The organism is Archangium sp., assembly GCF_045802675.1.
Classification (GTDB): Bacteria; Myxococcota; Myxococcia; order Myxococcales; family Myxococcaceae; genus Archangium.
Window position 1 is genome coordinate 24,803 of sequence record NZ_JBJMQO010000123.1, and the last position, 25,589, is coordinate 50,391.

The window sequence follows — 25,589 nt, forward strand, 5'->3', positions numbered from 1 at the left end:
GGTGACGCACAGCCCTCGCGTACAGGGCGGGTGAGGCCCGCCAGTCATTCTCTTCTCTCGGGAGAAGAGAGGGACGTCTGTTTTTTCAGGGATTCGTTTGCAGGAATTACCGGTCGGCGCCAGCGCCGAGCGAGCTGTCAACGGCGCTGCTGCCCCTTGCCCCGTTGGCTGCGTGACGAAGCAAGGGTGCATGGAGGTTGCAAAGCTTCATCGCATTGGGGGGCGGCGATGGGCTGCACACACTGTTTCACCGAGCATCCGATGAATGTTCCCTGCACCCGGCTCGAGGGTTCGCCGTGTGACAGCGAGGCGCTGTCCGGCATGGGTCATGGACCGCTGGTCCTCGTGCGCAAGCTGGGCGCGGGAGCGCTGGGAACCGTGTACCAGGCCGAGCACCCGTCGAGCGGCGCGCGCTTCGCCGTGAAGGTGCTCCACTCGCACCTGGCCGCCAATCCGGCGGTGCTGCACCGCTTCTACGTGGAGGGGCGCTCGCTTCAGCACCTCATCCACCCGAGCGTGGCGCGGGTGCTCGACGTGCGCCAGGCGCCCAGCGGCCACCACTGCCTGCTGATGGAGTACGCCGACGGCACCCCGCTGTCGCAGCTGCCGTTGCCGCTGCCGCCCGCGGAGGCCGTGTTCCTGCTCTCGCAGGTGCTGGAGGGGCTCGAGGCCGCGCACGCCTGTGGCGCCGTCCACCGCGACCTCAAGCCGGAGAACCTCGTCCTCACCACGGACCGCGAGGGCGAGCGGCGCGTGAAGATTCTCGACTTCGGCATGTCGGCCACCCTGAGCACGGCCCTCTCCGAGGAGGAGCTCTCCGCCGGCATGGTGGTGGGCAGCCCGGCCTACCTCGCGCCCGAGCTGTGGGTGCGCGCCGAGCCGGATGGCCGCGCGGACCTGTACGCGCTCGCGGTGCTGGGCTACCGGCTGCTCACCGGCCGGCTGCCCTTCGGCGGTGGCGGGCGCATGGGCGAGATGCTGCTCGTGCACAAGCCCACCCGGCCGCTGCCGCCCCACCTCATCGAGGATCGCGTGCCGCAGGCGCTCTCCGCGGTGCTGATGCAGGCCATGTCGCTGCGTCCGGATGACCGCTTCTTCAGCGCCCGCTCCTTCCGCGCCGCGCTGCTCGAGGCCATGCACCGGCCCGCCTTCGGGTGCATGGCGCCTCCGGCCTTCCGCGTGCGGCTCGAGGACCCCGAGGGCCTGGGCCTCCAGCCCGTCTTCGTGAACGACGTGAGCGAGGAGGGCCTGCGCATCGCGTGTGATGGGACGCTGCCGCGGCTCGGCGCGCGCCTGCAGGCGGAGCTGTCGCTGAATGGCTGGGCGCTCGAGTGCGCGTGTGACGTGGTGCGCCTGCTGCCCGCGCAGGAGGCGCGCACCTGGGGCGGCCGCCAGGGCTACATCCTGCACTTCGCCGAGCCCTCCGAGGACGTGCGCCGCCTCATTGCCCAGGCGCTGGCGCCGCCCCCGGCCGAGCCGCAGCCGGACGCGGAGCTCGCCCAACTGCTGTCGCGCGCCGCCGCGTGCAGCAAGGACCCGTACACGCTGCTGTCCGTCCACCCGCATGCGGACTTCCCGGAGGTGCTCCAGCGGGTGACGCAGGCCGAGCGCCGTCTGGAGCCCTTCTGGCAGCGGCCCCTGCCGGCCGAGCAGCGCCAGGCGCTCGAGGCTCTCCGCAACAAGCTGGAGATGGCGCGGCGGACGCTCGGCGAGCCGATGGCGCGCGCGCGCTTCGATGCGTCGCGGGGCAACTTCCGCGGCGTGGCCCGCTGCATGGCCACGGGCATGCAGCCGAGCGCGCTGGAGCGTCTGCGCCAGGCCTTCCTCGCCACCCGTCCGGACGCCGAGGACCGGGCGCGTGCTGTCTTCGACGAGGGCATCATCCTGGAGGCGCAGAACGTGCTCGACGGCGCACTGTCGCGCTACGCCGAGGCGCTCCGGATGGATCCGCTCAACATCTCGCTGCACCGCTACTACCAGTCGCTCGTGCAGCGGATGCGCACGGCAACCACCCAGGCTCCGGCGCACGCCTCCGCGTCCATGTGAGTGCCCTCCCCAGGGCCTCGCCGCACCCGCCCTGGGTAGCTCACTTCTCCACATGTACCCGCGGGCTTCCCTCTTTCCTCGCGCGGACAGCGTTTCGGCCCTGGCGCACCACTTGCTCCAGGGTGGAGTGAATGCGAATCGCGCTGCTCACCGGGATTCTTCTCGTATTGGGGGCGTGTGACGGTCAGAGAGACCTGGCCGGCACGTGCGATGGTTCCTCGGACGTCACCGTTCCCGAGCAAACCGATGCCGGGGCACGTGCCGATGCGGGGACGCCGGACGCGGGCACACCGGACGCCGGGACGACACCGGACGCCGGGACGCCACCGGACGCGGGCACACCGGATGGGGGCGGCCAGACGGGCTCGCGGCCCTCGCCCTCGAAGCCGCAGTGGCCGGCGCTGCAGACGTCCATTTCCACCTACGAGCTGACGCTCTCGCAGCAGGACTACCAGGCGCTCTACGACCATCTGCTGGACCCGCCCTCGAAGGACTTCTCGGTGAAGGGCCAGTTCACCCACGAGGGCCGCGCGTACCCCACGGAGCTGAGCTTCCGCGGGCGCTCGACGAAGACGGACCCGCGCATCGTGAAGAAGTCCTGGGACGTGCGCTTCGACAAGGACAACCGCTTCGAGGGGAAGAAGAACCTCGAGCTGCTCGCGGAGTGGAAGGACGCGGGCTACCTCACCGAGAAGCTCTGGTACGACCTGGCCGCGAGCGTGGGCCTGCGAGTGCCGCGAGCGCGCTACGTCCACGTGAAGCTCCGCCTCGTCCAGGCCGATGGCACCGTCATCACGCGGTACGAGGGCGTCTTCACCGAGCTGGAGTCCCTCAACAAGGACTTCCTCGCGGCCCACGGCTTCGACGAGGACGGGGACCTCTACCGCTGCGGCATGCACGACTGTGAAATGCGCCAGCCGCCCCAGGAGCAGTACCAGGAGGCCTGGGACAAGAAGACGAACGAGAAGGAGCCATTGGATGCCCTGTGGAGCTTCCTCGAGGGCGTCAACCGCACGCCGTCGCACCGCTTCTCCGCCTTCGCGCAGGAGCGGCTGGAGCTGGAGGACTACCTCACCTGGCTGGCGCTGGAGACGTTCCTCGCCAATGACTTGCAGGGTGACTCGCGCAGCTACCTCGTGCTCGACCGCGGGACGGGGCGGTGGACGTATGTGCCGTGGGACCTCAACAACGCGCTGTCGCTCTACAACCGCACCAACCCGGTCCTCCAGGGCGTGAAGGATGACCATCCGTTGTTCAGCTTCACGGCGTACGACCCGCACGTGTACGAGCTCGCCGAGTTCCGCCGCACCTTCCCGGACATGCAGGACATGAAGCCGGCGTGGAGCACGCTCTCCACGCGCATCTACGATGACCCGGGGCTGCGCGCCCGGTACGTGGCCCGGCTGCGCCAGTTGCTCGACACGTGGTTCACCGACAAGAACCTCGGGGCGCGCGTGGACGCCATGCACACGCTGCTCGCCCCGTACATCCTGCCCGGCAAGGACGGCAAGACGGTGGACCCGTACGTCAGCCCCGAGCACGCCGCGGGCAGCGCCGAGTACCTCCACCGCTTCGTGCACGAGCGCCGCGAGTGGTTGCAGCGCCACATCCGCGAGCTCGAAGCACTCGGGAGCGGGGCGCTCGTCATCGACCGCGTGGGCCGGGACGCCTCGGGAGCTTTCTGGGTGCAGCTGTACAACCGGGGCTCCACGCCGGTGGCGCTGGGGGGACTGCGGCTCTCGGGCCACACGCGGGTGCCCGGGCAGTGGACGTTGCCCGCCCTCACCGTGCAGCCCGGACAGGCCGTCACCTTCCGCCAGGGCGCGGCCGGGCCGGAGGCACTGGGGGCGACGATGGACCCCAAGCACCCCGAGGTGTCGCTCTTCGCGGCGGACGGGAAGACGGCGCTCGACTTGCTGTGGCTGGCACCGCTCGAGCCGGGCGAGGCCTACGGGCGGCAGCCGCGTGGCGCCGAGTCCTTCGGGAGCCAGGCCGGGCCGTGAGGCCCTTGAGGGGAAACTCGAGCGTAAACGGAGCGAGCCGTGGGCCGCCTGATGCCCCGCCTGGAGCCTGCTCCCTCGACAAGGCGATGTCCGTTAGAGATGGGTGCGCTATGTTCGGTGGCATGTACCAGGACACCGATCCACGGCAACTCGCCCGGTATGTCGAGTTGCTGCGCGCCCAGCCGCCTGCGGAGCGGCTGCGTCAGGCCGGAGAGCTGACGGATGCGGTGCGCCATCTGGCGTTGTTGGGCATCCGGCAGCGCCACCCGGAGGCAGACGAGCTGGAGGTGAGGGTACGGCTCGCTGAGCTCCTCTATGGCCGGCTGGTGGCATGCCGCCTCTTTGGCAATCACCCGGCCCTGGTGCCATGAGTCTGCCTCGTGTCCTCCTGATTGCCCTGCAATGCGCCGAAGCATTCGAGCAGGGAGGTATCGGCTACTTTCTTGGAGGCAGCCTGGCCAGCTCGTTGCAGGGCGAGCCGAGGTCCACCAACGACATCGACTTCGTGGTGGACCTCCACCCCTCCCAGGTAGAGCCACTGACGCGGGTCCTTGGCGGAGATTTCGACGTCGACGTGGAGTCGCTGAAGGAAGCGGCTGCTCGCAAAAGCTCCTGGAACATCTACCACCTGCCGACGCTCATCAAGGTGGACCTCTTCGTGCTGCGTACGAGTCCCTTCGACCAAAGTGAGTTCTCGCGACGTCACCGCATGGTGCTGACCCCGGACGGCAGGGCTCTATACGTCAAGAGTCCCGAGGACTCGGTGCTTCGCAAGCTGCTGTGGTTCCAGCAAGGCGGAGAGGTCTCCACCACGCAGTGGCGCGACATCGTCCAGATCCTTCGCGTGTCGGGAGAGCAGCTCGACACGCGGTACATGGATACCTGGGCCGAGCGACTGGGAGTCGGAGTGTTACTGGCTCGCGCACGGGCCGAGGTGACTCGTGCGATCTGAGTCTTTTGGTATCCCCGGCCAGTTCCTCCACATCCGCGACGTCGAATCACTCGGGAGCGGGGTGCTCGTCATCGACCGGGGGCCGAGAGGCCTCGGGTCCCACTGACCCCCTCCGGGGCCTCCACACCAGGGAGGTAGCCCGGTGGGGGAGGCTCCTCATTCCAGCTTGGGCTTCTGCGATTCATCCTCGACGATCAGCACTTCGGCGTCGGACCAGACGGCCACGGTTCCTGGTGGCGGCTGCTCGAGTCCCAGCATCCTCAACGCCTCGGGTGGATTCTTCTGCAGCCCTACCATCGAGAGCGAGCGTCGCTGCGCGATGACACCGCAGAACGGGCCGATCCTCCCGAGATCCCGCAGCTGGTGGAGACGGATCTGGACGCGGTCATCCTTGAAACTGGCCTCTCCGTATAGCAGCGCCGTGTCGGTGACGAGTGTCTTCCCCTTGCAGTCTGAGGGAACGACCCAGTTCGCTGGATGATCAGTGCAGAGCGGAGAGTTGGCGATTTCGAAGGGAACGTAGTCGTGGACAGGGCTCGTGAGACGTACCTCGATGGGACCTTCTTGGATGAGGGCCACATCGCCGACGCTTCCAGGCAACCCGAGGACCTCCACGGAGAAATAGGAGGTCTGAGGGATGTGCATGCGCTGGGTTTCAGCGATGGCTTCTGGAGAGCAGGCCGCTGTCCCATCCGGGAGCACGCGAACACCCGCGCAACCGGCGATCAGGCAGGTTCCGGTCATGGCCACCAGGACTCTCGACAGGCCACTACACTCAGGGGAGCGACGTGATGGGGGCTTCATCGATTCGTTCATGACCTTTCCCTTCTGGCTTTTGCGAGGATTCGCTGTGTCCGTCACGCTGCCACGGGTTGCTCGGGCGTGGGCCCGTGGCGGGTCGTTCTTCCGATACTCCTCGGTGCCAGCGGCCAGGACGAGCGTGAGGACCACGTGGACGAGCCGTGGGGTCATGGAATCACCGTCACCAGCAAACTGGGAAGGTCCGTCCCGGGCTCGTTCACAGTGGCCAGGAGCTCGGAGGCGGACGCAGGCGTCTCATAGGCCAGGACAATGCGTGAATTCTTCCCCTGGGGAATCACCGCGCGCTCGGATGCACGAGAGATGAGCCGCACCTTGCCGCCCGCTGAATCCACCAGGTTGATTCGCTCCAGGTCGACCGGCCAGTCGGAATCCGAGCGATTCGCGATGCGCAAGGTGGTGTACGAGATTCCCGCGTCGTGAACGACCTCGACAAAGGAAACCGAGAGCAGGCTGGTCTGCTTGAACGAGGAACCATGGCCCGGGGTCCGATTGATGACCGCCTCGGAGCCTCGCTCGGCGATGAGCCGGGTCTTGTCGGAAACGAGCGCCCCCAACGACAGGGGACGGAACAGCCGCTCTCGAGCGAGGCGTGCACTGTCCTCGGGCCCGATGGCCGGGCGTTCCCGGATGTTCAGCACGATGTCCCGGATGTTGGGGCGGGTGACGAGCCGCAAGGTGACGCGGGCCTCGTCCGCGAGTGTGATGCGCACGTCCAACCCGGGGCCCGTCACCACCGGGCGAAGAGCGGCCACCCGGAGACGATTCCCCCATCCATCTCCTTCCCGCTCGCTCATCTCCGGCTTCACCAGTGCGTCCGCATCCGCTTCGACACTCTTGACCGAAGCCGGCAAGACCACGGCCGTGGTGGTGTTGTACGCGACCTGCTCGACGAACACCCCCACCAGCACATCGACGGGCTCCCCGTCAGAGGGCATCGAGACGGAGCGGACCTGCTGCTCCGGGGCGCTCGCGACAGCCGTCGCCGGAGCTGCGGAGAGGAGCGTCAACGCGAGAGACAGCGCGCTTGAAAGCATGGGTCGAAACCTCCAGCCCGCTGGCCATGGCACGGAGCGAGAACGGCCAACCGGAGCCGTAAGGTCACCCGGCAGGATGTCAGAGGTCAAGTGCATGCTGGGCTCATGAGCGAGCACCTCCATGGGCAGTGGGGCGAGCAGGTTGCGACGACGGGGGCGGGACTGCATCCTGGAGGCATGAGCGACAAGCCGCCGCCACGCGAAGCCACGTACGAAGACCTGGAGCGGGTTCCCTCCAACTTCGTCGGGGAGATCGTCGGAGGCGAGCTGTACGTGAGCCCGCGGCCCAGAACGGTGCATGCCCGGGCCGCCTACCGGCTGTGCAATGCGCTGGGGTCCTTCGACCGGAACCCGGCAGGGCAGGGGCCTGGGGGTTGGGTGCTCCTCTTCGAGCCCGAGCTGCACCTGGGGAACGAGGCGCTGATACCGGATCTGGCCGGGTGGAGGCGCGAGCGGATGCCCGAGCTGCCGGATGTCCCCGCGCTGACGCTCGCTCCCGACTGGGTATGCGAGGTGTTGTCGCCCTCCACGGAGGCGCTGGATCGTGTCCGGAAGATGGGCTCGTACGCCCGCGAGGGGGTGCGGCATCTGTGGCTCGTGGATCCGGGCTCGCGGACACTGGAGGTGTACCGGCTGGAGGAGGGCGGCTGGTTGCGGCTGGGTGCGCACCTGGGAGACGCCACCGTCCACGCCGAGCCGTTCGAGTCCCTCGCCCTGGAACTGGGACCCCTCTGGGAGCGCTGACTTGATACCTTCGTCGGCCCCTGTCCCTTCCGGAGGTCCGTTTGGTCGAGATCGAGAGCCTCACGGCATTCGAGCAGCACCTGTCGAGCGGTAGGAGCCTCGCCAACGTCATCCTCCAGGGGCTGGACCTGACGGGACAGACGCGCACGCTGCGCAGCGCGGACCTCACCGGCACCGTCTTCCTGGGCTGCGTGCTCGAGAAGGAGGCGCTCCAGGCCGTGCTCGCGCAGGGGGCCCTGGTCTTCCCGCCCTTCTCGGGGCTGCCCTACTCGTCCTACCGGGGGAGCCTCTACACGCCGGAGGAGCTCTACGCGGGCTTCGACCCCGCGCACCCCGAGAGCTACGCGGACACGCCCGACGCCCGCATCTACGCCCACTGGCACTCGCGAGGCGGGGCCCATCCGCCCGTCCTGCTCGACACGCTGGCGCAGCGGCTCCATGACCACGCCATCACCGATGCCATGGAGGAGGTGCTCGCCCTCCAGAGCCAGGGCCGGCCGCGCAAGGTGGTGGCCATCATGGGCGGCCACTCGATGCTCCGGGGGCAGCCCGACTACCGCTCCGTGGCGGAGCTGGCCCGGGAGCTGGCGCGGCTCGGCTTCTTCCTGGTGAGCGGTGGCGGGCCGGGCGCCATGGAGGCCACGCACGTGGGGGCCTGGTTCGCCGGGCGCTCCGAGGCGGAGCTGTCCGCCGCGCTCGAGGTCCTCGCCCGGGCGCCGAGCTACAAGGACCGGGAGTGGCTCTCGCGCGCCTTCGAGGTGCGTGCCACCTGGCCCCTGAGGGACGCGGACCGCGTGGTGAGCGAGAGCCTCGGCATTCCCACCTGGCACTATGGCCACGAGCCGCCCAACCCCTTCGCCACGCACCTCGCCAAGTACTTCGCCAACAGCGTGCGCGAGGACGGCCTGCTCACCATCGCGAAGGGCGGTGTCATCTACTCCCCGGGCAGCGCGGGCACCGTGCAGGAAATCTTCCAGGACGCCTGCCAGAACCACTACAAGACCGTGGGCGTGGTCAGCCCGATGATCTTCCTGGGCCAGGAGTTCTGGACGCGCACGCGGCCCGTCTTTCCGCTCCTGGAGCAGCTCGCCCGGGGACACGAGTACGCGCGCTACCTGCTGCTCACCGATTCGCGGGAGCACATCGTCCGGGCGCTCGTGGACTATGACCGCGAGCAGGTACCCCCGGCCTCGCGCTGAGATTTCCTCGGCGTCCCGGCCGTTTACACCCGCCGTGCAGCCGGGCGGAGGGGCCCTCCATCGCCCGGGCTGATAGGAGCCGAAACGCCCAGGGCCTGAGCCGCCCCTACTTGGATACCCCCCCGGTCCGCGCTTGTGTACAGTGCGCCGCCCTCGAACCCGCCCCCCTCGAGGGCTTCAGGAAACAGCCTCATGAACGCGCATATCTTCCGCGAGTACGACATCCGTGGCCTGGTGGACAAGGACCTCACCGTCGAGGTGGTGGAACTGCTGGGCAAGGGACTCGGCACCGTGGTGCGGCGCAAGGGTGGACGCTCCATCGTGGTCGGCCGCGACTGCCGCGAGTCCTCCACGCGCTTCCGCGACGCCCTCTGCCGTGGCCTCACCTCCACCGGTCTCAACGTGCTCGACGTGGGCGTGGTCCCCACGCCGCTGACCTACTTCGCCGCCAACACCCTGCCGGTGGACGGCCTGGCGATGATCACGGGCAGCCACAACCCGCCCGAGTACAACGGCTTCAAGATTGGCGCGGGCAAGACGACCTTCCACGGCCATGAGATTCAAGCGCTGCGCAAGCTCATCGAGGCGCGCGACTTCGAGCAGGCCGCCACCCCGGGCACCGTCAGCCCCTTCGACATCCACACGCCCTACTACCACTTCGTCCGTCAGACGGTGAAGGTGGGCCGCAAGGGGATGAAGATCGTCATCGACGCGGGCAACGGCACCGGCGGCGCGGTGGCCGTGCCGCTCTTCGAGAGCATGGGCTTCGACGTCGTCCCGCTCTTCTGTGACATGGACGCGCGCTTCCCCAACCACCACCCGGACCCCACGGTGGTGGAGAACATGCAGGACCTCATCGCGGCGGTGAAGCGCGAGAAGGCCGAGGTGGGCATCGCCTATGACGGCGACAGCGACCGCATCGGCGTGGTGGACGACCAGGGCAACATCCTCTGGGGCGATCAGATCATGATCCTCTTCAGCCGCTACGTGCTGAAGGAGAGCCCGGGCGCGGCCATCGTGGGCGAGGTGAAGTGCTCCTACACGCTCTACGACGACATCGCGCAGAAGGGCGGCAAGCCGGTGATGTGGAAGGCGGGCCACTCGCTCATCAAGGCGAAGATGAAGGAGGAGCAGGCGGAGCTGGCCGGCGAGATGAGCGGCCACATCTTCTTCAAGAACCGCTACTTCGGCTTCGACGACGCCATCTACTCCTCGGCGCGCCTGCTCGAGATCCTCACCCACGAGAAGGAGACGCTGTCCGGGCTGCTCGCGGACGTGCCCAAGACGTACGCCTCGCCCGAGCTGCGCGTGGACACGGTGGAGGAGAAGAAGTTCGAAATCGTCCGGCGCGCCACCGAGTGGCTGCGCCAGGCGGGCCACGCGCTGGTGGACGTGGACGGCGTGCGCGTGACGTTCCCGGACGGCTGGGGCCTCATCCGCGCCTCCAACACCCAGCCCATCCTGGTGCTGCGCTTCGAGGCCCGCACCCCCGAGCGGCTGGAGGAGATCCGTCAGCTCATCGAGGGCACGGTGGCGAAGATGCAGCGCGAGGTCGGTACCTGAGCTAGACAGGAGGCCACCATGGCAACTCCCTACATCCTGGCCCTGTGCGGCAGCCTCCGCTCGGGGGGTTTCAACAAGAAGCTGTTGGATCTCGCGGTGGCCGAGGCGCGCTCGCAGGGCGCCGAGGTCGACGTCGTGGAGCCGAAGTCGCTCGGGCAGCTGCCCCTCTACGACCAGGATGTGGAGGCCAAGGGATGGCCGCCGCTGGTGAAGGAGCTGCGCGACAGGCTGGGGCGCGCCAACGGCCTGCTCATCGCCAGCCCCGAGTACAACTCGTCCATCCCGGGCGGGTTGAAGAACCTCATCGACTGGGTGTCGCGTCCGCCCGAGCGCCTCTTCCAGGAGAAGTGGGCGGCGGTGATGGGGGCCTCGCCGGGCGTGTTCGGCACCGCGCGCATGCAGCCGCACCTGCGCCAGGTGCTGGCTCAGGTGGGGGTGCACGTGCTGCCCGCCCAGGTGCACATGCCTCGCGCCATGGAGGCCTTCAACGCGGATGGGAGCCTCAAGGACGAGGCGCGGCGCAAGGAAGTGGCGGCGCTCGTGACGACGCTCGTCACCCGGCTCAAGGGCTGATTGCCCGACTGGAGGACTCGGATGCCCACGCTCGGAATCGACCTGGGAGGCACCTTCGCCCGCGCGGCGGTGGTGGATGCGCAGGGAAAGATTGTCGCCTCGGCGAAGATGGCGCTCGGTGAGCGCAGCCCCTCGGCCGTGGTGGAGTCCATCGCCCATGCGGCCAAGGCGGCCGTGGACGCGGCGGGCACGCCCGTGAGCGCCTGCGGCGTGGGCGCGGCCGGACAGATTCATGGGGACTCGGGCGTGCTGGCGGTGGCGCCCAACCTCGGCTGGCGCAACGTGCCGCTGGGGGAGCTGCTCCGCACGCGGCTCGGCTATGGCGTGAAGGTGGTGAACGACCTGTCGGCCGCGGCCTGGGGCGAGCTCAACGCCGGAGCGGGGCGCGGTGCCCAGGACATGTACACGGTGTTCGTGGGCTCGGGCGTGGGCAGCGCCATCATCGCCGGCAGCAGGCTGGTGCATGGCGGTGGCGGCGTGGCGGGCGAGCTGGGCCACATCAAGGTGGTGCCCAACGGGCGCCGCTGCGGCTGCGGTGAGCTGGGCTGCCTGGAGGCGTACGCGGGCGGGCACAACCTCATCGCGCAGACGCGCGAGCTGCTGGCCACGGGCCGCTCGCACGTGCTGATGGAGCTGACGGGCGGAGACCCGGCCCGGGTGTCGCCGGTGACGCTGGAGCAGGCGGCGGAAGCGGGCGATGCCGAGGCACGTGAAATCTACGAGCGCGCCAGCCTCATGCTGGCCATCGCCATCGCCAACCAGGTGACGGTGCTCAACCCGGCGCGGCTGATTCTGGGCGGCGGCGTGCTGGCGCACTGCCCGGGCATGCACCGGCGCGTGCTCGAGGGTGTGCAGGCGTATGCCTCCACCACCTCGCGCGAGGGGTTGATCATCACCGACGCCGAGCTGGGCGACGACAGCGGACTCATCGGCGCGGCCCTCCTGGCTTGAGGGGGCGCGCGGGCTCTGCTAAGCGCCGCGCCATGCGCTCTGCCCGCCATCTGCTGCGACTGTCCCTGCTGTCCGCCCTGGTGCTCGTGTCCGCCTGCAAGAAGCAGGAGGAGACGAAGCCGGAGGCCACTGCCGCGGAGGCCACCCAGGCCGCCGCTCCGAAGCAGAAGGCGCTGAAGGTGGGCCTGGTGACGGACGTGGGCGGCCGGGGAGACCAGTCCTTCAACGACTCGGCGCTGCGAGGCCTGGAGCTGTGGGGCGCGGGCAAGAAGCTGGAGAGCGGTAGCTACAAGAACGCCCCCCCCGAGGAGCTGAAGGCGTCGCTCCCGCCGGACCTGGCCTCGCACGACATCGCCCCGGTGGCCATCACCCCCGTGGTGCTGCAGAGCAAGGTGCCCGAGGACTACGAGCCCAACCTGCAGCTGCTGGTGGACCAGGGCGTGAGCATGGCGGTGGGCGTGGGCTTCATGCTCGAGAACGCCGTGGAGACGGTGGCCAGGCGCAATCCGGACGCGAAGTTCCTGCTCATCGACAGCCAGCTGGTGTCCGCGGACGGCAAGCCCTACACGCTGCCCAACGTGCGCACCGTCATGTTCCGCGAGGAGCAGGGCAGCTTCCTGGTAGGCGCGCTGGCTGGCCTGACGACGAAGACGAACAAGGTGGGCTTCGTGGGCGGCATGGAGGTGCCCCTCATCAAGAAGTTCGAGGCGGGCTTCCGCGCGGGCGTGGCCGCCACCCACCCCAAGGCCACCGTGCTGGTGAACTACACGGGCAGCTTCGACAACGTGTCCGCCGGCAAGCAGGTGGGCCAGGACCTGGTGGCGAAGGGCGCGGACGTCGTCTACCACGCGGCCGGCTCGGACGGCCTGGGCGTCATCCAGGCGGTGAAGGAGGCGCGCGCCGCGGGCAAGCCCGTGTTCGTCATCGGCGTGGACTCGGACCAGTCGCACCTGGCTCCCGAGGCGGTGCTCACCTCCATGCTCAAGCGCGTGGACCTGGGCGTCTACGAGGCCGTGCGTGACCTGGCCGAGGGCAAGTTCACGGGCGGGGACATGATGCTGGGCCTGAAGGAGGGCGGCGTCGCCTACGCCCCCGTGCGCGTGGACTTCCCGGGCAAGGCCGAGGCCCTCCAGAAGGTCGAGGAGCTGCGCGCCAAGGTCATCTCCGGGGAGATTCAGGTGCCCACGAGCCCCACACAGACCGCCGCTCCGGCCAGGCCGTAACACCCGTTCTGGTCGGTAGTGATCGGCCCCGCTGCCCCCGAGGCGGCGGGGCCTTTTCATTTCCGGCGGAAGCCTTCAGGTTCCGGGGGGATGAGCCAGACTCGGGAGGACGCGAATGACTCGCGAGGTGCGTGTCGGAGTGGGCTTCATCGGCGCGGGTTTCGCCCGCTCGACGCAGGTGCCCGCGCTCCGCGCCTGTCCGGGCGTGGAAGTCCTCTGCATCGCCAGCGCGCACCGGGAGAAGGCCGCCACCGTGGCTCGCGAGCTCGGCATTCCCCACGCCACCGCGGACTGGCGCGAGGTGCTGGCCCACCCGGGCGTGGACCTCGTGTGCATCTCGACGCCGCCCGCCCTGCACCGGCAGATGGCCCTGGAGGCGCTCGCGGCGGGCAAGGCGGTGCTGTGCGAGAAGCCCACCGCCCTGGATGCCGCCGAGGCCGAGGCCATGTTCATCGAGGCCCGTGCGCGCGGGGTGCTCGCGCTGCTCGACCACGAGCTGCGTTTCCTGCCCGCGCGGCAGCGGGCCCGGGAGCTCATCCTGCGGGGCGAGCTCGGGGCCCCGCGGCATGCGCGCGTGGCGTATCGCAGTGACAACCGCGCGCCCTCCTCGAGGCCCTGGGACTGGTGGTCCGATGCCAGCCAGGGCGGGGGCGTGCTGGGGGCGCTCGGCTCGCACGCGGTGGATGCGCTGCGGTTCCTGCTCGGGCGCGAGCCCTCGGAGGTGCTGGGCTCACTGAAGGCGCACACGGCGAAGCGGGTGGAGGAGGGCAGTGGAGTCTCGCGGCCCGTCACGGCGGACGAGGAGGCCACCGTGCTGCTGCGCTTCGCGCCGGACGTCACCGCCACCGTGGAGCTGTCCTCGGTGGAGGCGGGCGAGCCCGTGCACCTGGTGGAAGTCTTTGGCGCCCGGGGCGCGCTGCGCGTCGAGCGCCATCGGCTCTGGCGCTCGGCGGTGGGCTCGCGGACGTGGGAGCCGGTGGAGTTGCCCGCGCTGGAGGCGCTCCCGGCCGGGCTGCCGGACAACGAATGGGCCCGGGGCTTCCTGCTCTTCGCCCGGGCCCTGGTGGAGGCCCTGCGCGACGGGCGCACGTCCGTGGAGGGCGCGGCCACCTTCGAGGACGGGTGGCGCAATCAGCTCGTGCTGGACGCGGCACGGCGCTCCCATGAGGAGCGCCGCTGGGTCGAGCTCTGACCTCCGCCCGGTGCGGGCGCGCTACGGAGTCGGCAGGGGCGCGGGCATCGCTCCGGGGCCCTGCCCGGGCTGCGACGGCGGCGGAGGCTGCGCGGGCGCGGGCGCCTTGGGAGGCTGCTGCTGTTGCTGCTGCTGTTGCTGCTGCTGTTGCTGCTGCTGTTGCTGCTGCGGACCCGTGCCGCCCGTATCGCCGTCCTGCTGCTGCTGCTGGCCGCCGCCGCCGATGCCGCGCTCGATGACGATCTCCACGCGGCGGTTGTTCGCGCGGCCCTCGGGGCTCTTGTTGGAGGCGACGGGCTGGTCCTCGCCGCGGCCCTCGGTGCGGACGCGCGAGCTGTCCACGCCCTGTTCGGCGAGGTAGTCCCGGACGGACTCGGCGCGCTGGTAGGAGAGCTCCTCGTTGAGCTCCGCGGGGCCCTGGCTGTCCGTGTGGCCTTCGATGACGAGCGGGCTCTGCGTCTTCTTCAGGGCCTCGGCCACCTCGTTGAGGCGCCGCTTCGCCGACGGCAGCAGGTCCGCGCTGCCCGAGCGGAAGAGCACGCTCCCCGAGAGCGTGAGCACCAGTCCGCGCGGCTCCTCCGTCACCTTGAGCTGCCGGATGTTGCGCAGCTCATTGGCCACCTCGGCCTGGGCGCGAGCCTCGGCCTCGGCCTGGGCGGCGCGTTGCTCGGCCTGGAGGCGGGCCTGGCGCTCCTGCTCGAGCTGCGCGTTGAGCTGATCCATGCGCGCCTGGGCCTCGTTGAGCTGGGCCTGGCGGGCCTCCTCCTCATGACGGGCCTGCTCGGCCTGCTGCTGCGCCGCCTGTTGCTGGGCGGCCTTCTGCTGCTGCTGGGCGAGCTGGGCCTGATGCTGCTCCGCCTCCGTGCGCAGGCGCTGGGCCTCGGCGAGCTCCGCGCGCGCCTTGTCGAGCTCCTGCCGCATGTGCTCGGACTCGGAGGACTGCACCATGGCGAGCTGCTGCTCGGCTTGCTGCCGTTCCTGCTCGGCGACGGCGGACCGGGTGAGAGACTCGGCGAGCTGCGCCTTGCGCAGCGCCACGTACGCCAGCGTGCGCGTGTGCTCCGAGTCCCGCTCGCGCTCGAAGGAGTGGTTGGCGGCGTTGAGGGCCTCACGTGCCTCGGCGAGCACGTCCGGGCTGTACTGCGCCGCGGGACCCGAGGAGGCCCGCTGATAGGCATAGCGCGCATCCAACAGCTCGCGCGGTGTGCTGGCCGCGCAGCCCGCGGCCACGGCGGCCCCGAGCACTCCCCACGTCAGACGCTTCCATCCCCGCATGACCTTCTCCTCCGGCATCGAGCGCTCGACGCGCGTTGCGTGTGGTGGCTACTGCACCGTGTTCGTGTTGGGGTTCTGCTGGAGCTGCTGGACCTGCTGCAGCACCCGATCGGCCTCGGCCCGTGCGGGGGCCTCGCGCGCGAGGGCGAGGGCCAGCTCAGCGTCCGCCTCGGCGCGCTGGAGGTAGAGGGCGGCCTGGTCCCGCTGGTTCCTCTCGAGCAGCGCGCGGGCCTGGTGCGTCTGCTCGCGGGCCCATTGCAGGTGCTGCGCCGCGTCCGGCACCTGTTGGGCCCCGGCCTCCTCGGCCCGGCGGATGGTGACCTCCGAGTTCACGAGCTGCTCGGGCGGCACGACGACTTGCGGTCCTCCCGCGCAGCCGGCCAGCCCCAGCAGCAACCCCGCGCCCACGATTCCCTTACGCATCGCTCGTTGCTCCCCCGAACGGGCCGCGGGCGGGAGTGGATCCGCCACCCCCATGCGCAGCCGTCAACGCCTCAGGAGATGTGCACTGGGGTACAGAGCTTCAAGCGAGGCGCTTCGCCCGCCTGCCTGGAGGACGAGCGGGGAGAGCGCACGAGCGGAGACCGGCGGTCGTTGCTAGCCGAGCTCCGGCTCGTAGGGGAGCGAGACGGTGAAGGTGGAGCCCAGGCCCGGCTGGGAGTCCACCTCGATGGTGCCGCCCATGGCCTCCGCGAGCGTGCGGCTGATGTAGAGCCCCAGGCCCAGGCCGCCGTAGTGCTGCGTGGGCACCGCGCGCTCGTACTTGCGGAACAACCGCGCCCGCGCCTCGGGGGTGATGCCGATGCCCTGGTCCTTCACCGAGAGCAGCACCTCGTCCCCGCTCCGCTGGAGCCGGAGCTCGAGGGGCTTGCCCTGCCCGAACTTGATGGCATTGGACAGCAGGTTGACGACGATCTGATCCACCCGCAGGGCATCCCACCACCCGCGCGTCTCCCCCTCCACCGTCACCCGCACCTCGCTGCCCGAGCGCAGCAGGTCCGGCCCGAGCCGCTCCACCGCGTCGCTCAGGAGCGCCTCCAGGTCCACCCACTGGAAGTCCAGGTGCAGCCGCCCATTGTCCATGGAGGTCACGTCCAACAGGCTGCCGGTGAGCGCGTTGAGCCGCTGCAGCTGCCGCTCCATGGTCTGGAGCTTGGGCATCAGCCGCTGGTTCAGCGCCTCGTCCCGGGTCTGGGGCAGCGCCGTCTTCACCAGGCCGAGCTGCAGCTTGAGCGAGGTGAGCGGCGTCCTGAACTCATGCGACGCCATGGAGAGGAACTCGTCCCGGGCGCGCACCGCGGCGAGTGCCTCCTGCTCGGCGCGCTGCCGCTCCAGGAGCGCGGCCTCGAGCGCGGCGGTGCGCTCGCGCACGCGCTGCTCGAGCTCCTGGTTGAGCCGGCGCAGCTCCTGCTTGGCGATCTTCAGCGAGGCACTCTCCAGCACCTCCCACCGTCCCTCGCGCCGGGCGACGGCGAACTGGTGGTTGCGCACCACGTCGAGGATGCCCACCGGCTCGCAGCGCTCCAGGCAGTAGCTGCACAGGGCGACGATCTCATGCTGATGGAAGGTGTGGTTCACCCGCTCTTCGTAGTCGGCGAAGTTCTTCCAATCCCGCAGCTCGAGCCAGAAGGTGTTGCCCGTGAGGCGCAGCCCGGTGCGGCCCCGGGTCATGGCCTGGGCCTTGCGGTCGATCCATCGCTGGAGCACCTCGCTCGCGTCGGTCTTGCCGCCGGAGCGCTGGTACCACTCGCGGTGGTCGATGATCTCGATGCTCCCCTTCTGGATGTACTGCTCCAACCGGGGCACCGCGGTGCGCAGCGCGGCCGTGGCATCCTCCACGCAGAAGGGCTCGGAGGTCACCCACATGCACTGCTCGTTGTGCTCGAGGCCGGCCTTGAAGAACGGCACGAGCGAGTCGGCCAGGTCCTCCGCGGTCGAGTAGAAGTTGCAGAAGTGGCTTCCCCAGGGGATGTCGCCAATCGCGGGGATTCCGCTAGGAGTCAGAGCTGTAGCGTGCACGAAGAGTCCTCTAGCGTGAGAGACGCGGGCACCCCGTGATACACCGTGCGCGGAAGGCCGGTGTATTTGCCCGTGGAGTATGGAGTTCGGTGAGGGCCACTCAACACCCAGGTGCTCGTACCGCGCTGCCCTGATGGGGCAGGCGGTCAGCGGGTCTTGAACACACGACAGCGGAGAATCCTCGGGGGACTCGAGCTTGCTCGTTGGGGCCGCGGGTGAGAGGTGAGTGGACTGAGAGTCAGGACGCTCAGGACTCGGGCACGGTGTACCGCTGGGCCAGCGTCTCGTCGCGGCAGTGCTTGCCTCGCACGACCACCTCGTACTCGCCCGAGGGCGTCCCCGTCGGCAGCAGCGCCTCGTATGTGCCGCGTACAGGAGAGTACGCACCCCGCTCCAGCGCGCGGCCTCCGACGACCACGTCCAGCACGCTCGACAGGTTCTCTCCGTGAAGCACCACGAGTCCCTCGGACTGCGTCTCGATGGAGGTCACCTTCGGAGCGGGCAGGCGCTCGTCGCACAGGTAGAAGGGCACCTCCTTCCAGCTCTGCGCGCCGCGCGTGTCCCGCACCACCGTCCAGAGCGTGCCCCCGCGGTTCTCCGGGAAGGGCTGGAGCTTCGTCCCATCCGGCGGCCGGAACTCCAGCGGCGTCCCCGTGCGCAGCACCACCCGCTCGGGCTCGAAGCGCCCCGAGGTCGAGTACCACGCCGAGATGAGCTGCTCCGTCTTCGTCTCCACCGTGCCGTCCGGCGCCACCTGGGTGTACGTCTCGAAGGCCGGGTCCGGTGCCGTCAGCTCCAGCGGCGTCGGCTTGTCGCTCGCCAGCCGCAGCGTGGCTCCGGGCGCGAGCGGCTCACCGTTTACGAGCAGCTCCCCCAGCTCCGGATTCGTATTCGGGGGCAGGTCCTCGCTCACGCGCAGGCGGAAGAGCGTGATGACGCTCGGAATCTCGCGGCTGCGCACCTTGTCGAGGAGGGCGTCCAATTCCTCGCGGGGCGCGAGCGGATTCACCTCGGCGCCAATGGCGAACAGCAGCACCTGGCCCACCGTGCCCGTCTTCCGGCGCGCGTCGGTCGCCGCGAGCTGCGCGAAGAGGTCCGCTGGCACCGTGTACGCCGCCTGCTCGTTGAAGCCGATGACGCTCACCCCGGGCGGCAGCTGCGGCGTCTCGTCGCCGGCGGGCACCAGCTTCGTGGGGTCTCCCAGCACGCTCGTGTCCGAGCACGCGCTGCGTCCCAGGCCGAGCGGATCGGGATCGCAGCCGATCCACAGCAGGGTGTTCTTCTGTCCCGGGCGCGCCGGGTCCACCACCAGGGCGGAGAGGGCCGCGGTCTGTCCCGGGGCCAGCTCGGCGGGGCTGGCGCGCAGGCCGAGCACGCGCAGGCCGGCCACTTCCGTCTCCGGCTTGAATTCCTCGTCGCAGGCGCTCAGCAGCACGAGCCCCACGAGGGCCATCATGAGGGCCATCAACGTATGCCGTCGCATCAGAACTCCCCCCGCACGCCAAGGGCCGGGATGATGGGCAGGCCGTAGAGGAAACGCTCCTGCGTGTAGTCGAAGTTGTTCAACGTGCCCTCCACGTTCTGGCGGTTGGTGACGTTCTGCACGTCCACGTAGAGGGCCAGCATCCAGTTGTCGTAGACGAAGCGCTTGTCGAGCCGCACGTCCGTCTGGAAGAAGGCGGGCAGCCGGCGGCTGAAGGGCTCGGAGGCGAGCGGGAAGTAGTAGTTGGCGTTGGCGTCGTAGATGGCGCCCTGGATGGGCGTGTCCAGCGGGCCGCTCGAGTAGCGCAGCCGCACGCCCGCGATGAAGTCATGGGGCAGCTTGTAGCTGGCCACCGCCACCAGGTTGTGCGGCTGGTCCAACGGTCCGTGCCGCATCTTCCCCGTGCCCGAGTCGAGGTACTCCGTGCGCGACAGCGAATAGGCGATCCACCCGAAGAAGTTCTTCGTGAGCTGGTGGCGCAGCAGCAGCTCCACGCCGTAGCCGCGCCCCTTGCCGGTGCTCGCGTACAAGGGCAGCGACGCGTCCGCGTCCGGATTGGAGCTCGCGGGCACCGACTCGGCCTGGTCGAAGAGGTCCTTGTAATAGACCTGCACATCGAGGCTGAGCGCGTCGGTGAATTGCCGCTCCACGCCCACCGCGTAGTGCCGGGCGCCCTCGGGCAGCAGGTTGGGATTGCCGAAGGTGGGCGACAGGAGGCCCCGCCGGTAGTCGGGAGGCTGGTGGTAGAGGCCCGCGGCGGCCTTGAGCGTGGTGCGCTCGCCCAGCTGCCAGAAGGCCGCGAGCCGCGGATCCACCCACGTGCGCCGCAGCGTGGACTCGTAGTCCGCGCGCAGGCCCGGTACCACCTTCAGGCCCGGCAGCGGCTGCCACACCGCCTCCAGGTACGCGGCCGGCTCCCAGGGCACGCGCGTGGCGTCCTCGCGCAGCAGCCGCCGGGACACGAAGGGGTCCGGAAGCTGGTTCAGCTTGAAGGGCGGAGGCGCCTGCACCTCCTGGATGAAGGGGACGACGAGCACGTCCAGGCCCGCGTTCACCTGGAGCTTCTGCTCGGGCAGCTCCAGCGAGTACCCATGGCGCAGCGAGACGGGGAACTGCGTGGAGCGCACGTAGATGTCCGCGCCCGCCCCGAGGTCGTTGCGGTCCACGCCGATGCTCGCGCGGGTGAGCATGGTGAGGTTCGGCCCGAGCGGCTTGTCCCAGCGGAAGGCGAGCCGGTGGTAGGCCTGGAGCGTGTCGATGTTGCCGCGGCCCTCGGAGTCGAAGGCGGGGTTGGAGAGCACGAGCGACAGCTCGTCATCGCTGCCGAAGAGGGTGAGCGAGAGCCGCTCGCGGCTGCCCTTGGGGTGGCGCTCGAGCTTGAGCTGGTAGTCGAAGTAGCGCGGGGCGACGGTGAAGTTGAGGGCATTGGCCTCGGGGACGAAGGTGCGCAGGGCCCAGGGCAGCACCACGTCCACGTAGCTGCGGCGCCCGGCGGCCGCGAAGGACCAGTCGTCACCGAGCGGGCCCTCCACGAGCAGCGAGGTGTCGATGACATTGATGTCCACGTAGCCGTGGATGCCCGCCTTCGAGGGGGTGCGGGTGGCGGCGCGCACCATGCCGCCGATGCTGCGGCCGTGCTCGGCGCCGAAGTTGCCGGGCTGGAAGGCGATGTCCTCCAGGAGGTTGGAGTTGAAGGTGGCGTACAGCCCGCCGAAGTGGAAGAGCAGGGGGACGAGCTCCTCGTCCACGTACACGCGCGTGTCCCACGGCTTGCCGCCGCGCACCACCAGCAGGCCGATGCCGAAGGGCGAGCGCGCCACGCCCGGCAGGTTCTGCACCACCTTCAGCGCGTCACCCTGCGTGCCCGGAATCAGCTTCACCTCCTCCTGGCGCAGCGAGACCTGGGCCACCTCCTTGCGCTCGGCCTTGCCGCGCACCACCGTCTCCATGCCCCCGTACTGCTTGCGCCGCACGTGGTACGTCACCTCGGTGCGCTGGCCCTCGGTGAACGTCTCCGTCACCTCGTAGCGGTTGTAGTCCTGGCCCGTCACCACCACTGGCCAGCTGCCCGGGGGGACTCCCTTCAGCTCGAAGCGCCCGTCCGCGCCGGACGTGGCCTCGCGCACCTCTCCCCCGGCGTCCACCACCACGGTGGCCCCGGCCAGCGGGTTGCGCGTGCCCCGCTCGAGCAGCGTGCCGGAGAAGTTCACCACCTCCTCCTTCGGCGCGGGCGGGGCCTCCACCACCTGCGGCCGGTAGAGGAACTCGTAGGCGTACTGGATGCGCACCGGCGCGGGCTGGCCGTCCACCTCCGCCGGGGAGAACTCGAACTGGCGCACCGCCTCCAGCGCGGCCTCGTCGAAGCCGTGCCCCGCGGGCTGCACCACCCGCGCGTCCATCACCCTCCCGTCCGGGCCAATGTCCACCTCCATCACCACCGTGCCGGCCAGCCCCTGGGCCTGGGCCTCCGGGGGGAAGCTCGCCTCCACCTGTTTCAGGAGCGCGGGCGGCTTCGTGAGGACGCCGGTGGGCGTGCCCGGGGCGGGGGCGTCCTGGGCTCCGGCGGGCACGGCGAGGAGCAGGACGAGGAACAGGACGGCGGCACGGTGCGGCATGGCGTGGCCCAGACATATCGCAACACGGCTGCGGGAGGGATGCCCCCCCGCCTGCCCTCCCCGGCGGGTGGGGCGGGAGGCATTTCCGGGTGAGGCGCGGCCACCAGGGTGGGTTGCCGTCCCTCGTGGATACCCCCAGGTTCCCGTCCAACGTGGCCGCCCTCCTGGTGGCCATGGGAGGGGGGACAGATGAAGACTTCATTCCAATTCGGGACGTGGCGGAGCCATGCGCTGGCGCTGGCGCTCGCCGCTTCCCTGGTGCCCGCGGCCGGCTTCGCCGAGAACTCGTGCAAGCAGCCCAATGCCTACGCGCAGCGCAACCTCGTCTCCGACAGGGCGGGGATGGCCGAGCACGTGGATCCAAATCTGGTCAATGCCTGGGGTATCGCCTTCAACCCGTTTGGCCTCGTGTGGGTCTCCGACAACAAGATGGGCGTCTCGACGCTCTATGACGGCAACGGCGTTCCCAATTCGCTCGTCGTGTCCATCCCGTCGGCTCCGGGAGACACGGGCCTGGGCAAGCCCACCGGCATCATCTTCAACGGCTCCAACCAGTTCGTCATGACGCGGGACGGGGTCACCGGTAACGCCATCTTCATCTTCGCGACCGAGAACGGGACGATCGCCGGCTGGTTTCCGGCCATCGACTTCACCCATGCCATCACCGTCGCGGACAACTCCCGCTCCGAGGCCATCTACAAGGGCCTGGCGTTCTCGGGCGATGGCACGAGGCTCCTGCTGTACGCGACGGACTTCCACAACGGGAAGATCGACGTCTTCGACAACACCTTCGCGCCCGTCTCGCTCCCGGGCTCGTTCGAGGACCCGTTCATTCCCAGGGGCTTCGCGCCCTTCGGCATCCAGAACATCAACGGCAGCCTCTACGTCACCTACGCGAAGCAGGACGCGGACCGCGAGGACGACGTCGCCGGCAAGGGGCTCGGCTACGTCGACATCTTCGACACCAATGGGCGGCTGGTGAAGCGGCTCGTCTCGCGCGGCAAGCTGAACGCGCCCTGGGGCCTGGCCCTGGCGCCCGCGAGCTTCGGGAAGTTCGGCAACAAGCTCCTGGTGGGCAACTTCGGTGACGGCATCATCAACGTCTACGATCCGCAGAACGGCCACTGCGAGGGCCGGCTGGAGCGTCCCGATGGCTCGCCGGTGCGCATCGATGGCCTGTGGGGCCTGAGCTTCGGCAATGGCGTGCAGAACCAGCCCACCGACACGCTGTTCTTCACGGCGGGCCCTGAGGACGAGGAGCATGGCCTGTACGGCCGTCTCGATGCGGTGCGTCGCGACTGCCACGGCTTCGCTCCGGAGCCCGAGCCCGCTTCCGACGCCAACTGAGCCGCGCGCGCGAGGGGCCGCCGGATTGCTCATCCGTGCGGCCCCAAGCAAATGACACACGGCTTTGGCTTGTCAGGCGGTGCGCGTAGCCTTTCCATCCCTCCGCAATCCCGCGGACTGGATGGACACGATGAGCCCCCCCATGACGAAGAAGACGCACTTTGGCTCCAAGCTGCTGTTCTCCCTCTTCACCCTCTCGCTCGCCGCTTGCGGCGTGGACACGGACGCCGGGCCCGAGCAGGGCCTCGAGACCGTCACCACCGAGGCTGCGCTCACCGCGCCGCTGCGTCTGATGGCCGCCAATATCACCAGCGGCAACCTGCAGAGCTACGACCCGGGCGAGGGCATCCGCATCTTCAAGGGCATCAAGCCCGACGTGGTGATGATCCAGGAGTTCAACTACGGGGACAACTCGGCGACGGCCATCCGCAACTTCGTCAACACCGCCTTCGGCACGAGCTTCTCCTACTACCGCGAGGGCGGAGCGCAGATTCCCAACGGCATCATCAGCCGCTACCCCATCATCGCCTCGGGCGAGTGGGACGACACGCAGGTGACCAACCGGGACTTCGCGTGGGCGCGCATCGACGTGCCGGGCCCCAAGGACCTCTGGGTGGTGAGCGTGCACCTGCTCACCTCGAGCAGCACCACGCGCAACACCGAGGCCACCAACCTAGTCAACCTCATCAAGGCCAACATCCCCACCGGCGACTACCTGGTCATCGGCGGTGACTTCAACACCGGCAGCCGCACCGAGGCCTGCCTCACCACCTTCTCGCAGGTGGTGACCACGGCGAGCCCCTACCCGGCGGACCGCAACGGCAACACCAACACCAACGCCAGCCGCGCCAGCCCCTATGACCATGTGCTGGTGGACCCGGACCTGCGCCCCTACCAGGTGGCCACGGTCATCGGCGGCAGCTCGTTCAGCGCGGGCCTGGTGGCGGACACGCGCGTGTACTCGCCCATCTCCGAGATTTCCCCGGCGCTGAGCACCGACAGCGGCGCCACCAACATGCAGCACATGGCCGTCATCAAGGACTTCGTCATCCCGGCGCAGTAGCACCTGGACGTGAGGGCAGGGGAGCCTCGGGCCGGGCGCTCGTGGCCGGAGCGCTCCCCTTGCCCCGGGCCGCGCTGGCACCCACCCTGGGGACATGAGCCCCGCGAGCGCCCCGCATCCTCCCGGACCCCGGGCCCTGCCCGTGCTCGGGTCCGTGTACTACTACGCGAAGGACCCGCTCGGCTTCCTCGAGCGGTGTGTCCGCGAGTACGGCGACGTGGTGTACGTCGAGTTCCTGGGCCAGCCCACGTTCACGCTGCAACGCCCCGAGGACATCGAGCATGTCCTGGTCACCCGTCATCAGCATTACATCAAGGACCGGGTGCAGCGCCGGCTGCTGGGAGGTCGCCTGCTGGGCAACGGCCTGCTCACCAGCGAAGGCGAGGACTGGTTGCACCAGCGCCGGCTCATGCAGCCGGCCTTCCACCGCCAGCGCCTCGCCGCCTACTCGCGGGTGATGGTGGATCAGGCCCGGCGCCAGCTCGCGTCCTGGAAGGACGGCGAGGTCCGCGACCTGTACGCGGACATGACGCGGCTCACGCTCGGCATCGTCATCCAGAGCCTGTTCGGCCTGGAGCTGGAGGGCGAGGGGGGAGTGGTGGGGCCGGCGCTCGGGCAGGTGATGGAGCACTTCACGAAGTTGCAGTCGCTGGTGCTCCCCGACTGGGTACCCACGCCGTCGGCCCGCCGTTACCGGGCGGCGGTGGCGAGGCTGGATGCGTTCGTCTCCGGGCTGGTGCGGCGGCGGCGCGAGGTGGGTGGAGACACGGGAGACCTGCTGTCGCTGCTGCTCGAGGCCCGGTACGAGGACGGGAGCCGGATGAGCGACGAGCGGATTCGCGACGAGGTGCTGACGCTGGCGCTCGCGGGGCACGAGACCACGTCCATCAACCTGGCCTTCTGCTTCCACCTGCTGGCGAGCCACCCGGAGGCCGAGGCGGCGCTGCACCGGGAGCTGGACGCGGTGCTGGGAGGGCGGGAGCCCACGGTGGAGGACCTGTCCGCGCTGCACTACACCGAGTCCGTGGTGAAGGAGTCGCTGCGGCTCTATCCGCCCGCGTGGTCGATCAGCCGCGAGGCGCTGGATGAGGATGAAATCGCCGGTTGGAGGGTCCCCGCGGGGGCGATGGTGGTGATGAACCCGTGGACGGTGCACCGGGACGCGCGTCTGTTCGAGGAGCCGGAGGCCTTCCGTCCCGAGCGCTGGGCGGGAGGGTTGGAGCAGCGCCTGCCGCGTTTCGCGTGGTTCCCCTTCGGCGGAGGCCCGAGGCTGTGCATCGGCTCGAGCTTCGCGTTGATGGAGTCGCGGCTGGTGCTGGCCATGGTGGCCCAGCGCTTCCGTTTCGAGCGGGTGCCCGGCGACGAGGTGGAGCTGTTGGCGTCCATCACCCTGCGCCCCAAGCACGGGGTGAAGGTGCGGCTGCGCGCGAGGCACTGACGGGCAGTGGACGGAGCCCCCTCACTCGGGGGCGATGGCCGCGCCTG

At 69.6% G+C, this 25,589-nt stretch carries 20 protein-coding genes and 1 pseudogene; 14 read left to right on the forward strand and 7 right to left on the reverse strand.

What is annotated here, in order from left to right:
• The first annotated feature begins 261 nt into the window (after positions 1-261).
• From ACJ8AN_RS33805 to ACJ8AN_RS33820, 4 genes are all read left to right on the forward strand, one after another.
• Complete coding sequence (locus ACJ8AN_RS33805; RefSeq protein WP_407759679.1) at positions 262-2,046, forward strand: protein kinase domain-containing protein; 1,785 nt, start codon at positions 262-264, stop codon at positions 2,044-2,046.
• A gap of 131 nt (positions 2,047-2,177) precedes the next feature.
• Complete coding sequence (locus ACJ8AN_RS33810) at positions 2,178-4,049, forward strand: CotH kinase family protein (RefSeq protein ID WP_407759680.1); 1,872 nt, start codon at positions 2,178-2,180, stop codon at positions 4,047-4,049.
• A 110-nt stretch (positions 4,050-4,159) separates the two neighbouring features.
• A complete protein-coding gene (locus ACJ8AN_RS33815; RefSeq protein WP_407759681.1) occupies positions 4,160-4,420 on the forward strand; it encodes a hypothetical protein in 261 nt (86 codons plus the stop codon).
• Positions 4,417-5,001, forward strand: coding sequence for a hypothetical protein (locus tag ACJ8AN_RS33820; protein WP_407759682.1), 585 nt, complete (start codon positions 4,417-4,419; stop codon positions 4,999-5,001). Before ACJ8AN_RS33815 ends, ACJ8AN_RS33820 begins: the two co-directional genes overlap by 4 nt.
• 156 nt (positions 5,002-5,157) lie before the next feature.
• On the opposite strand, the gene ACJ8AN_RS33825 is transcribed toward ACJ8AN_RS33820, so the two are convergent.
• Both ACJ8AN_RS33825 and ACJ8AN_RS33830 read right to left on the reverse strand, forming a co-directional pair.
• The gene (locus tag ACJ8AN_RS33825) at positions 5,158-5,973 is read right to left on the reverse strand and encodes a hypothetical protein (protein ID WP_407759683.1); all 816 of its coding nucleotides are present in this window, start codon (positions 5,971-5,973) and stop codon (positions 5,158-5,160) included.
• The gene (locus ACJ8AN_RS33830) at positions 5,970-6,830 is read right to left on the reverse strand and encodes a DUF2381 family protein (protein WP_407759684.1); all 861 of its coding nucleotides are present in this window, start codon (positions 6,828-6,830) and stop codon (positions 5,970-5,972) included. Before ACJ8AN_RS33830 ends, ACJ8AN_RS33825 begins: the two co-directional genes overlap by 4 nt.
• Positions 6,831-7,034: 204 nt before the next feature.
• On the opposite strand from ACJ8AN_RS33830, the gene ACJ8AN_RS33835 reads away from it, so the two are divergent.
• From ACJ8AN_RS33835 to ACJ8AN_RS33865, 7 genes are all read left to right on the forward strand, one after another.
• Positions 7,035-7,601, forward strand: coding sequence for a Uma2 family endonuclease (locus ACJ8AN_RS33835; protein ID WP_407759741.1), 567 nt, complete (start codon positions 7,035-7,037; stop codon positions 7,599-7,601).
• Between the two features lie 41 nt (positions 7,602-7,642).
• Positions 7,643-8,800: an LOG family protein gene (locus ACJ8AN_RS33840; protein ID WP_407759685.1), complete on the forward strand. Its 1,158-nt coding sequence runs from the start codon at positions 7,643-7,645 to the stop codon at positions 8,798-8,800.
• Positions 8,801-8,992: 192 nt separating this feature from the next.
• The gene (locus tag ACJ8AN_RS33845; RefSeq protein WP_407759686.1) at positions 8,993-10,363 is read left to right on the forward strand and encodes a phosphomannomutase/phosphoglucomutase; all 1,371 of its coding nucleotides are present in this window, start codon (positions 8,993-8,995) and stop codon (positions 10,361-10,363) included.
• A gap of 18 nt (positions 10,364-10,381) precedes the next feature.
• Entirely contained in the window at positions 10,382-10,936 is a 555-nt protein-coding gene (locus ACJ8AN_RS33850; protein ID WP_407759687.1) for an NADPH-dependent FMN reductase, read from the forward strand.
• A 21-nt stretch (positions 10,937-10,957) separates the two neighbouring features.
• Entirely contained in the window at positions 10,958-11,887 is a 930-nt protein-coding gene (locus ACJ8AN_RS33855; RefSeq protein ID WP_407759688.1) for an ROK family protein, read from the forward strand.
• Positions 11,888-11,919: 32 nt separating this feature from the next.
• Entirely contained in the window at positions 11,920-13,110 is a 1,191-nt protein-coding gene (locus ACJ8AN_RS33860; RefSeq protein WP_407759689.1) for a BMP family protein, read from the forward strand.
• A gap of 115 nt (positions 13,111-13,225) precedes the next feature.
• Positions 13,226-14,302 carry a Gfo/Idh/MocA family protein gene (locus tag ACJ8AN_RS33865; protein WP_407759690.1) on the forward strand — a complete coding sequence of 359 codons (1,077 nt, stop codon included), beginning with the start codon at positions 13,226-13,228 and terminating at the stop codon, positions 14,300-14,302.
• A 21-nt stretch (positions 14,303-14,323) separates the two neighbouring features.
• Here the strand turns inward: ACJ8AN_RS33865 and ACJ8AN_RS33870 are convergent, their stop codons facing one another.
• The 5 genes from ACJ8AN_RS33870 to ACJ8AN_RS33890 form a co-directional block, all read right to left on the reverse strand.
• Positions 14,324-15,577, reverse strand: a complete 1,254-nt coding sequence (locus ACJ8AN_RS33870; RefSeq protein ID WP_407759691.1) for an OmpA family protein — start codon at positions 15,575-15,577, stop codon at positions 14,324-14,326.
• Positions 15,578-15,625: 48 nt separating this feature from the next.
• Positions 15,626-16,000 (reverse strand): DUF4398 domain-containing protein, encoded by a 375-nt coding sequence (locus ACJ8AN_RS33875; protein WP_407759692.1) that lies wholly within the window; start codon positions 15,998-16,000, stop codon positions 15,626-15,628.
• A 174-nt stretch (positions 16,001-16,174) separates the two neighbouring features.
• Entirely contained in the window at positions 16,175-17,596 is a 1,422-nt protein-coding gene (locus tag ACJ8AN_RS33880) for an MEDS domain-containing protein (protein ID WP_407759693.1), read from the reverse strand.
• A gap of 247 nt (positions 17,597-17,843) precedes the next feature.
• A complete protein-coding gene (locus ACJ8AN_RS33885; RefSeq protein ID WP_407759694.1) occupies positions 17,844-19,079 on the reverse strand; it encodes a hypothetical protein in 1,236 nt (411 codons plus the stop codon).
• A complete protein-coding gene (locus tag ACJ8AN_RS33890; protein WP_407759695.1) occupies positions 19,079-21,694 on the reverse strand; it encodes a TonB-dependent receptor domain-containing protein in 2,616 nt (871 codons plus the stop codon). The genes ACJ8AN_RS33885 and ACJ8AN_RS33890 overlap by 1 nt, the downstream gene beginning before the upstream one ends.
• 189 nt (positions 21,695-21,883) lie before the next feature.
• On the opposite strand from ACJ8AN_RS33890, the gene ACJ8AN_RS33895 reads away from it, so the two are divergent.
• From ACJ8AN_RS33895 to ACJ8AN_RS33905, 3 genes and pseudogenes are all read left to right on the forward strand, one after another.
• Positions 21,884-23,041, forward strand: coding sequence for a TIGR03118 family protein (locus ACJ8AN_RS33895; protein WP_407759696.1), 1,158 nt, complete (start codon positions 21,884-21,886; stop codon positions 23,039-23,041).
• A 142-nt stretch (positions 23,042-23,183) separates the two neighbouring features.
• Positions 23,184-24,095, forward strand: a pseudogene (locus tag ACJ8AN_RS33900) (endonuclease/exonuclease/phosphatase family protein); the annotation flags it as partial.
• Between the two features lie 103 nt (positions 24,096-24,198).
• Positions 24,199-25,542, forward strand: a complete 1,344-nt coding sequence (locus ACJ8AN_RS33905) for a cytochrome P450 (protein WP_407759697.1) — start codon at positions 24,199-24,201, stop codon at positions 25,540-25,542.
• Positions 25,543-25,589 lie beyond the last annotated feature (47 nt).

Coding starts and splice junctions, on each gene's coding strand:
- ACJ8AN_RS33805 (WP_407759679.1), top strand. CDS start 262: ATGAATGTTCCCTGCACCCGGCTCGAGGGTTCGCCGTGTGACAGCGAG.
- ACJ8AN_RS33810 (WP_407759680.1), top strand. CDS start 2,178: ATGCGAATCGCGCTGCTCACCGGGATTCTTCTCGTATTGGGGGCGTGT.
- ACJ8AN_RS33815 (WP_407759681.1), top strand. CDS start 4,160: ATGTTCGGTGGCATGTACCAGGACACCGATCCACGGCAACTCGCCCGG.
- ACJ8AN_RS33820 (WP_407759682.1), top strand. CDS start 4,417: ATGAGTCTGCCTCGTGTCCTCCTGATTGCCCTGCAATGCGCCGAAGCA.
- ACJ8AN_RS33825 (WP_407759683.1), bottom strand. CDS start 5,973: ATGACCCCACGGCTCGTCCACGTGGTCCTCACGCTCGTCCTGGCCGCT.
- ACJ8AN_RS33835 (WP_407759741.1), top strand. CDS start 7,035: ATGAGCGACAAGCCGCCGCCACGCGAAGCCACGTACGAAGACCTGGAG.
- ACJ8AN_RS33845 (WP_407759686.1), top strand. CDS start 8,993: ATGAACGCGCATATCTTCCGCGAGTACGACATCCGTGGCCTGGTGGAC.
- ACJ8AN_RS33850 (WP_407759687.1), top strand. CDS start 10,382: ATGGCAACTCCCTACATCCTGGCCCTGTGCGGCAGCCTCCGCTCGGGG.
- ACJ8AN_RS33855 (WP_407759688.1), top strand. CDS start 10,958: ATGCCCACGCTCGGAATCGACCTGGGAGGCACCTTCGCCCGCGCGGCG.
- ACJ8AN_RS33860 (WP_407759689.1), top strand. CDS start 11,920: ATGCGCTCTGCCCGCCATCTGCTGCGACTGTCCCTGCTGTCCGCCCTG.
- ACJ8AN_RS33865 (WP_407759690.1), top strand. CDS start 13,226: ATGACTCGCGAGGTGCGTGTCGGAGTGGGCTTCATCGGCGCGGGTTTC.
- ACJ8AN_RS33870 (WP_407759691.1), bottom strand. CDS start 15,577: ATGCGGGGATGGAAGCGTCTGACGTGGGGAGTGCTCGGGGCCGCCGTG.
- ACJ8AN_RS33875 (WP_407759692.1), bottom strand. CDS start 16,000: ATGCGTAAGGGAATCGTGGGCGCGGGGTTGCTGCTGGGGCTGGCCGGC.
- ACJ8AN_RS33885 (WP_407759694.1), bottom strand. CDS start 19,079: ATGCGACGGCATACGTTGATGGCCCTCATGATGGCCCTCGTGGGGCTC.
- ACJ8AN_RS33890 (WP_407759695.1), bottom strand. CDS start 21,694: ATGCCGCACCGTGCCGCCGTCCTGTTCCTCGTCCTGCTCCTCGCCGTG.
- ACJ8AN_RS33895 (WP_407759696.1), top strand. CDS start 21,884: ATGAAGACTTCATTCCAATTCGGGACGTGGCGGAGCCATGCGCTGGCG.
- ACJ8AN_RS33905 (WP_407759697.1), top strand. CDS start 24,199: ATGAGCCCCGCGAGCGCCCCGCATCCTCCCGGACCCCGGGCCCTGCCC.